This is a genomic window from Thermodesulfitimonas sp., from assembly GCF_052743955.1.
This window is the reverse complement of record NZ_JBRAIN010000083.1, coordinates 1-7725: the sequence shown is the minus strand read 5'-3', so window position 1 is coordinate 7725 and position 7725 is coordinate 1. Positions and strand designations below refer to the sequence as shown.

Annotated in this window: 8 protein-coding genes; all 8 read left to right on the top strand. The window is 62.2% G+C overall.

Annotation, left to right across the window (positions count from 1 at the left end):
- Positions 1 to 132 precede the first annotated feature (132 nt).
- The 8 genes from pilM to efp all read left to right on the top strand — a co-directional run bounded on the left by pilM (position 133) and on the right by efp (position 7702).
- Positions 133 to 1218, top strand: coding sequence for a type IV pilus assembly protein PilM (pilM, locus tag ACUVTA_RS07470; RefSeq protein WP_445952326.1), 1086 nt, complete (start codon positions 133 to 135; stop codon positions 1216 to 1218).
- Positions 1218 to 1859, top strand: coding sequence for a PilN domain-containing protein (locus ACUVTA_RS07465; RefSeq protein WP_445952327.1), 642 nt, complete (start codon positions 1218 to 1220; stop codon positions 1857 to 1859). The genes pilM and ACUVTA_RS07465 overlap by 1 nt, the downstream gene beginning before the upstream one ends.
- Before the next feature lies 1 nt (position 1860).
- On the top strand, positions 1861 to 2535 hold the full coding sequence (locus ACUVTA_RS07460; protein WP_445952325.1) for a type 4a pilus biogenesis protein PilO: 675 nt from the start codon (positions 1861 to 1863) through the stop codon (positions 2533 to 2535).
- A 231-nt stretch (positions 2536 to 2766) separates the two neighbouring features.
- Positions 2767 to 4134, top strand: coding sequence for a TldD/PmbA family protein (locus ACUVTA_RS07455; RefSeq protein WP_445952324.1), 1368 nt, complete (start codon positions 2767 to 2769; stop codon positions 4132 to 4134).
- Positions 4135 to 4185: 51 nt separating this feature from the next.
- Positions 4186 to 5535, top strand: a complete 1350-nt coding sequence (locus ACUVTA_RS07450) for a TldD/PmbA family protein (protein WP_445952323.1) — start codon at positions 4186 to 4188, stop codon at positions 5533 to 5535.
- Between the two features lie 40 nt (positions 5536 to 5575).
- The gene (aroQ, locus tag ACUVTA_RS07445; protein WP_445952322.1) at positions 5576 to 6028 is read left to right on the top strand and encodes a type II 3-dehydroquinate dehydratase; all 453 of its coding nucleotides are present in this window, start codon (positions 5576 to 5578) and stop codon (positions 6026 to 6028) included.
- Positions 6029 to 6068: 40 nt separating this feature from the next.
- Positions 6069 to 7121 (top strand): M24 family metallopeptidase, encoded by a 1053-nt coding sequence (locus ACUVTA_RS07440; RefSeq protein ID WP_445952321.1) that lies wholly within the window; start codon positions 6069 to 6071, stop codon positions 7119 to 7121.
- Between the two features lie 23 nt (positions 7122 to 7144).
- Entirely contained in the window at positions 7145 to 7702 is a 558-nt protein-coding gene (gene efp, locus ACUVTA_RS07435) for an elongation factor P (RefSeq protein ID WP_445952320.1), read from the top strand.
- The last annotated feature ends 23 nt before the right edge of the window (positions 7703 to 7725 follow it).

The following is a 7725-nucleotide window of genomic DNA, read 5'->3' as shown; positions in this document are numbered from 1 at the left end:
GGGTACCGAAAGGAAAGGGCTTCGCGGTCCGTTACGTCCGAATTACCAGAAACAGGTGAGTTAGGCGGTTGCTTTAAAAAGGGGTCATAGCTTTGGTGTTGATAAGGAGAAGGGGTGGAGAAGACGGGAAGGTTGAAGCGTTGGTACCGGCAGCTTACGCTACCGCGGGCGGGCCTTGCCGGGGTGGATATCGGGACACGGGAGATCAGGGTGGCACAGGTGAAACTGGTCGGTGCGGTGCCGGAGGTGGTCGCCATCGGGCGTTTCCCCACGCCACCCGGCGTTTTTACGAACGGCATCCGCTCGGAGCAATTAGCGTTGGCCCTCAAGCAGGCGGTGCAGAGCGCCGGGACTCAAATTAAGGATGTGGTAACGGCCATCGCCGGCAACAAGGTGATCATGCGCCACATTCGCCTGCCGGTGATGCCGGAGAAAGAGGTGGAGGCAGCGATCCGCTGGGAGGCCGAGCGGCACATTCCCGTGCCTGTGGAAGGGTTGGTTTTGCGCCACGTTGTCCTGGGAGAAGTCGCGGGGGAAGAGGCGCGCCAACTCCACGTTCTGCTTGTCGGGGCGCCGCTGAAGACGGTGCACGATTACTACAATCTCTTCCAGGAGGCGGGGTTGCGGTTGGTCGCGGTTGATCTGCAGGCCTTCGCTCTCTGGCGGGTTTTCGCCGGCAGTCACAAGATGCCGCCTTCCGGAACCGTGGCGGTAATGAATATCGGGGCTACGGCCACGCAGTTTGTGGTAATGCGGGAGGGGCGGATTGAGCTGATCCGGAACATTATGGTGGGCGGGGACGCCGTGACCGAAACCCTGGCTAACACTTACGGCATAGACTTTACGGTGGCGCAGCGGATGAAGGAAGAGGAAGGGGAAATCCTGGTGGCGCTCGAAGAGGTAGCCGCGACGGCTGAGCCCGCAAAGGTGCAGATCGATTTCGCCATTCGGGCGGGGATGGGCGATCTGGTGCGGCAAATCAGGTACAGCCTACGTTATTACCAGTCCCAAAACCGGGAAGCGCCGGTCGACCGGATCATCCTTTGTGGGGGAGGCGCCAAGCTGAAAGGAATAGCGCCTTTTCTCACCGAAGAACTCGGGGTGCCAACAGATATGGGGCTTCCCGGCGTGCGGGTTCAAACCGGAAAACCGGGCGAGGGCTACGATCCGAGCTTGGCGGTGGCGATCGGGCTTGCGTTGCGGGAGGTGGTGGGTTGATGTACAGGGTCAACCTTCTGCCACCGGAATTGGTCGCTACCGAGCCGGGTGCATACAGGCGGTCACCCCTATATAATCTGCTTATCTTTTGTATCGGGGGGCTTTGCCTCCTCTACGTTGCTTTCCTCCTCTATCTTTTCTTCAGCCAACTGCAGGTGCAGCAAAAACAAAAGGCGTTAGCGGCGCTTGAACCCCAAATCCGGCAGGTGGAAACTCTCCAGCGGCAAAGCCAGACGCTGAAGAACCGCGCCCTAGTCTGGGAAGACATCCTGAAGGAGCGGCGCGAGTACTACCCGCTCCTGGTCGACCTGCAGCGGGTGCTGCCGGTTGATATGTGGGTTACGCGGGTTGAGCTCACTAGAACTGAGCCCCAGGCTGCCGGGGGGCCGCCAGCGGCTGCGGCGCAGCCCCAGGCCTCGGGAGGTACGCCACCAGCGGCTCCTGTTCGGCCGGCGGTACCGCCGGCGCCGAACAGGTTAGTAATCGAGGGCGGGACCCGCTCCTTTTCTTCGGTCGGCGTCTACATCAACAATCTTTGCCGGTTGCCCTACTTTCAAAAGGTGACTTTGCGGGAAGTAACCACAGCGGGGCAGGATTATGCCACCATCTTCACTATCGAGGCGGTTCTAGGAGGAAAGTAGATTGACCTGGGAAAAACTCAGCCAGCGGGAAAAGGTGCTCTTAGTGCTCTTAGGAACAATCATCGTCTTGTACTTATTCGGTACGTTTCTGCTCGGCCCTCAGCTTGCGGCTTTTAGGGAGGTGCGGGAGCAGCTCCGGATAGCGACGGCCCGCCTGGAAAAAGGGCGGAACATCGCCGCCTCTTACAGCCAGGAAAAGGAGGCGCTACGCGCGGCGGCAGAGCGTTTGGCGCCCTTAGCGTCGCGGTTCGATATCGACCTGGGAGACGGTGCGGTTCTGGTGGATATCGGGCTGGAGGCGGCACGGCAGGGCGTGGCGGTGACCCTGGTCCGTCCCGGGGTGGTAGGGCAGCAGGAGCACTACTTTGAATTGCCCATCGAGTTTGCGGTACAGGGGGATTACCGGCGGGTACTTAACTTTATCCGGAAGGTGGAGAACCTGGCGAGCCTGTCCGAACTGAGACAGATAGAGATCAAGGCGCTGGTTTTAGCCGAGAACCCGGGGGCCTCGCCCGCGGCAGCGGACGGGCGCGTGCGGGCGACCTTCACGCTGGTTCTCTACGCTGCACCGACGCCCGAGAATAAGCTCCGCCTCGAGACGGTGTCCAAGTGGGTACTAGGACGAGACAACCCGTACCAGGCGGCGGGAACGCGGGTGCCTTATCCCGGGGTTTAGAGCGGGAGCCGGTTTTAGAGCAGGTCCGGCCGGCGGGAAGCCGGCTTTTTTGTATACGCCCGGCATCACGTTACCGGGGATTATTCTTTTAGGGGCGGCGGGTTAAAATGGGGGAAAGGAAAATGGGGAAAGATAGAGTAAAAAGATAGCAGTTTAACGTGAGGGTGGCCGAGGGTAGCGGGTGACATTTAGTATGGCCGCGTTTTAGATGTTTAGGGGGTAAGATACTTGTTGAACCGGGACGTAATAGAAGAGGTGCTGGATAGGGCTCTGGCCCGGGGCGGTAGTTTTGCCGATCTTTTTATCGAGGAGCGGCGGAGCACGCTTATTACCCTTGAAGACAGCCGGGTTGAGCGGGTGCAGCTGGGGCGCGATTGCGGTGCGGGCGTACGGGTGCTCGCGGGAGAAAGCACCGCCTACGCCTACACGAACGACTTGAGTCGCGAAGGGCTGCTCCAGGCGGCGGAAACGGCAGCGCGGGCGCTGCGCCTCGGGCGGGAGGCGGTGGTGCGGGCGCTGCGGCCGGAAGTCGCGCCTGCAACGGACGAGGAAGTGGCGCTGGAGGAAAAGGTGGCGGCAGTAACCGCGGCGGATAAAGCGGCGCGGGCGGTTGGCGGGGCGGTGCGGCAGGTGCTGGTCGGTTACGGCGACGTGGCGCAGCGGGTCACGGTGGCGAACAGCGAGGGTGTCTTTGTTGAGGAGGAGCGGCACCGCCTGCGCTTTACGGTCAACGTCGTGGCGGCCGAGGGAGGCGTGATCCAGACGGGTTTCGAGGCGGTGGGGAGCACGGCGCCCTTCGCAGCAACCTTTAAGGAGCGGTCGCCGGAGGAGGTGGCCCAGGTGGCGGCCCAGAGGGCGGTGGCGCTGGTTCAGGCGCCGCCGGCACCGGCGGGCAGGATGACTGTGGTTTTGGCGGGGGAGGCCGGGGGCACGATGGTCCACGAGGCGTGCGGCCACGGGTTAGAGGCCGATTTAGTGCAAAAGGGGCTCTCGGTTTACGGCGGCAAGAAGGGGAATTTGGTGGCCGGGGAGGCGGTGACGGTGATTGATGATGCCACCCTTCCCGGGAAATACGGTTCGTACCGGTTCGATGACGAAGGGGTAAAGGCGCGACCGGTGGTGTTGATCGAAAACGGTTACTTGAAGGATTATCTTTACGACCGGCGGACTAGCGGTCGGGACGGACGGGAGTCTAATGGCCACGGGCGGCGCGAATCCTACCAGCATAAGCCCATTCCGCGGATGGCTAACACCTACATTAAGCCCGGGAAGACGCCGCCCGAGGCGATTATCCGGGAAGCAAAGAAGGGCTTTCTGGTAAAGAAAATGGGTGGCGGTCAGGTAAACACCACCAACGGGGACTTTGTCTTTGAGGTGGCTGAGGGCTACCTTATTGAGGATGGCGACGTAGGGCCATTGGTCCGGGGCGCCACGCTTACCGGTAACGGCCCGGAGGTGCTAAAAAAAGTGGCCCTCGTAGGGCGCGACCTGGGCTTCACCGTGGGCACCTGCGGCAAGGACGGCCAGGGAGTACCGGTGAGTGACGCGCAGCCCACCCTCCTGGTGCCGGAGTTAATCATCGGCGGGACCGGGAAATAAAAGCTTGAGGGATGGACCTTTTAAACTTAACGTTTAAGCGGTACGGAGGCGATGGTGTTGCCGGAAGAGCTTCTAGAGGTTACAGCGGCGGTAGTGACGGCGGCGATGCGGCGGGGTGCCGACGCTGCGGAGGCTTACGTGAGCGCGGGGCGGGAGCTCACCGTTGAGGTGCGCCACGGGCAGATCGAGACGCTGAAGCAGGCCGAGGAGAAAGGGATCGGGGTCCGGGTGCTCCGGGGGGATCAGGTTGGTTTCGCTTTCGGCACCGAACTTTCGCGGGGGGCGGTAGTGGACGTGGTGGAGCGGGCGTTAGCGGCGGCGCTTTACACCGGCGCGGACGCGTACCAGCGCCTGCCGGAACCAGGTGGGCCTTACCCGGAGCAGGATCTGTACGATGCGGCCATCGACGGGGCGACGCTCGAGGAAAAGATTGGGCTCGCCCGGCGGATGGAAGAGGCGGCGCTGGCTTTTGACGGGCGGGTGAAGGTGATTGAGAGCTCGACCTATCAGGAGGGAAGCGGCACGGTTGCCATCGTCAATTCCCGCGGTGTCGCGGCCGCTTACCGGAGCGCCGCCTGCGGGCTCTATATCAGCCTGGCGGCGGAGCAGGACGGACAGAGTGAGACCGGCTACGCCCTCTGGTTCGGGAGGCGCTTCGGAGAGCTCAACCCCGAAGGGCTGGGGCGGGAGGCTGCGGCGCGCGCGGTGCGGCTTTTAGGGGCTAAGGGCGCCGCAACCTGTAGCGTGCCGGTGGTTTTCGACCCTTACGTAGCGGTGGATATTATTGGTCTTTTAGGCCCGGCGCTGACGGCAGAGGCGGTGCAGCGCGGGCGTTCCCTTTTTGCGGGTAAAGTGGGGCAACAGGTGGCGGCGACCGGGGTAAATCTGGTTGACGACGGGACCTATCCTGGCGGCCTGCGGACGGCGCCTTGCGACGGCGAGGGGGTTCCAACCCGGCGTACGGTGCTGGTGAAGGAAGGTGTTCTTCAGGGCTATCTTTACGACAGCTATACGGCGGCCAAGGAAGGGCGCGCCTCGACGGGGAACGCGGTCCGGGGCTCCTTCCGCTCTATGCCGGCGGTGGGCACGACGAATTTTTACTTGGAGCCGGGCACTTCCTCCCCCGAAGAACTGATTGCCGGCATCCCGGAGGGGCTTTACGTGATGGAAGTGATGGGGATGCACACTGCGAACCCGATATCGGGTGATTTTTCGGTCGGAGCGGCGGGAATGTGGATTAAGGACGGCGCGTTCGCCTACCCGGTGCGCGGGCTGGTTATCGCCGGCAACATGCTGGAGCTGTTAAGACAGGTGGATGGGGTCGGGTCGGACCTCCGCTTTTTCGGCGGCCGGGGCGCGCCGACCTTCCGCGTGGCGGCACTGCGCGTAAGCGGGAAGTAAATGGTTCGCTCTGCGCCGCGTTTTTATTAAGTGGGGCGGGATGGAGGTTGAAGAAGTGACGAAGGTGCTGGTTCTGCACGGGCCGAATTTGAATCTGCTTGGGCGACGGGAGCCGGAGGTCTACGGGCGCGTGACGCTTGCGGCGATTGACGCGCGGCTTAAGGCGCTCGGGGCGGAGCTCCAGGTGGCGGTGGAAACTTTCCAGTCGAACCACGAAGGAGAGTTGATTGACAAACTGCAGCAGACGGATGCGAGTGCGGTGGTAATCAACCCGGGAGCGCTGACGCACTACAGCATCGCTTTGCGGGACGCGATTGCGGCCGTGGGGGTGCCGACGGTGGAGGTGCATCTTTCAAACATTTACCGGCGGGAGGAGTTCCGCCACCACTCGGTGATTGCACCGGTTGCCGCCGGGCAGATCAGCGGCTTCGGGGCCGAAAGCTACCTTTTAGGTTTGCGGGCGGCGGTTGCCCTGATTAAAAAGGAGGCTTGATTTTCTGGCGGCGGGCTTTGTTACGGGGCGTCTGGCGCGGTTGCGCGAAAAATTCGCGGCGGCTGGCGTGCAAGGGATTTTAGTCACCAGCCGCGAAAATCTTTTTTATTTGAGCGGGTTTAGTGGCTCTGCCGGGATTCTGCTGGTCGACACGGAAAAAGAGGTTATCCTCACCGACGGCCGCTACGTGGAACAGGCCAAGCGCGAGTGCCCCGATTTTGCGGTGGCGGAAGCGAAGCGGCCGTGGCCGGACGGAGTGGCGGCGCTGGTTCAAGAAAGCGGCCTGCGGCGTCTGGGGCTGGAGGCGACAAACGTCACTTATGACCGGTGGGCGAAGCTGACTGGGGCGCTTGCGGGCGTAGAGCTGGTGCCGCTTGCGGGGCTGGTGGAGGAGCTCCGGATGGTGAAAGAGCCGGCGGAGATAGCGCTGGTTCGGGAAGCGGTCCGTCTTGTGGATGAGCTGTTCACCCGGTGCCTGGCGGCGCTACGGCCCGGGGTGCGGGAACGCGACTGGGCGCTGGAGCTCGAGTTTGCGCTGCGGCGGGCCGGCGCGGCGCGGGCGGCCTTTGAGTTTATAGTTGCTTCGGGGTGGCGCGCGGCGCTGCCGCACGGGGTGGCTTCGGAAAAGGAGATTGCCTCCGGGGAACTGGTGGTCATCGATTGCGGGGCGGTCGTTGGCGGCTACCACTCGGATTTCACCCGGACCGTGGCGGTAAAGGTGGCTTCTTCCTGGCAGCGGGAAGTCTACCGTGCGGTTCTGACCGCGCAGCAGGCGGCCATCGCTACTATCAGACCCGGTGTTCCCGCCGGAGAGATTGACCGGGTGGCGCGGTCGGTGCTGACGACGTACGGTTACGGCGAGTTCTTCACCCACAGCACTGGCCACGGCCTGGGCTTGGCGATCCACGAGGAGCCGCGCCTCGCTGAGGGCGTGGAAACACTCTTGGCGCCGGGGATGGTGGTAACGGTCGAACCCGGCGTTTACCTGCCGGGGCAGGGCGGCGTCCGCATCGAGGATGTGGTGGTGGTGACCTCCGAGGGCGCCGAGGTGTTGACGGCAACTCCGAAGGAGGAGTTATTAGTAATAAGGTAAAAGATTTTCCAGGAGGGGAGAATTTGATTTCCACCAACGATTTTCGCACGGGTCTGACGATTGAACTCAACGGCGACATCTACCAGGTGATCGAATTCCTGCACGTGAAACCCGGGAAGGGTTCACCTTTTGTCCGCTCGAAGCTCCGGAACCTGCGTACGGGGGCGGTGATCGAGCGAACCTTCAACGCGGGAGAAAAGGTGCCGCGGGCGCACTTAGAGCGGCGGCCCTCGCAGTACCTCTATAACGACGGGAGCAGCTATTACTTTATGGACATGGAAAACTTCGAGCAGCTCGCTCTCGGAAAGGCTGAACTCGGCGATGCAGTCAACTACTTGAAAGAAAACATGGAGTTATTCGTGCTCGACTATCAAGGGAAGGTGCTCGGTGTAGAGCTTCCCAACACGGTGGAGCTCCAGGTGGTGGAGACAACGCCGGGCATTAGAGGGGATACGGCCACCGGCGGGTCGAAGCCGGCAAAGCTCGAAACCGGGCTGGTGGTACAGGTGCCGCTTTTTGTCGAGGAGGGCGACGTTATTCAGGTGGATACCCGCACGGGCGAGTACCTGAAGCGGGTGTAAGATTAATATCCCCTGGAGGGTTA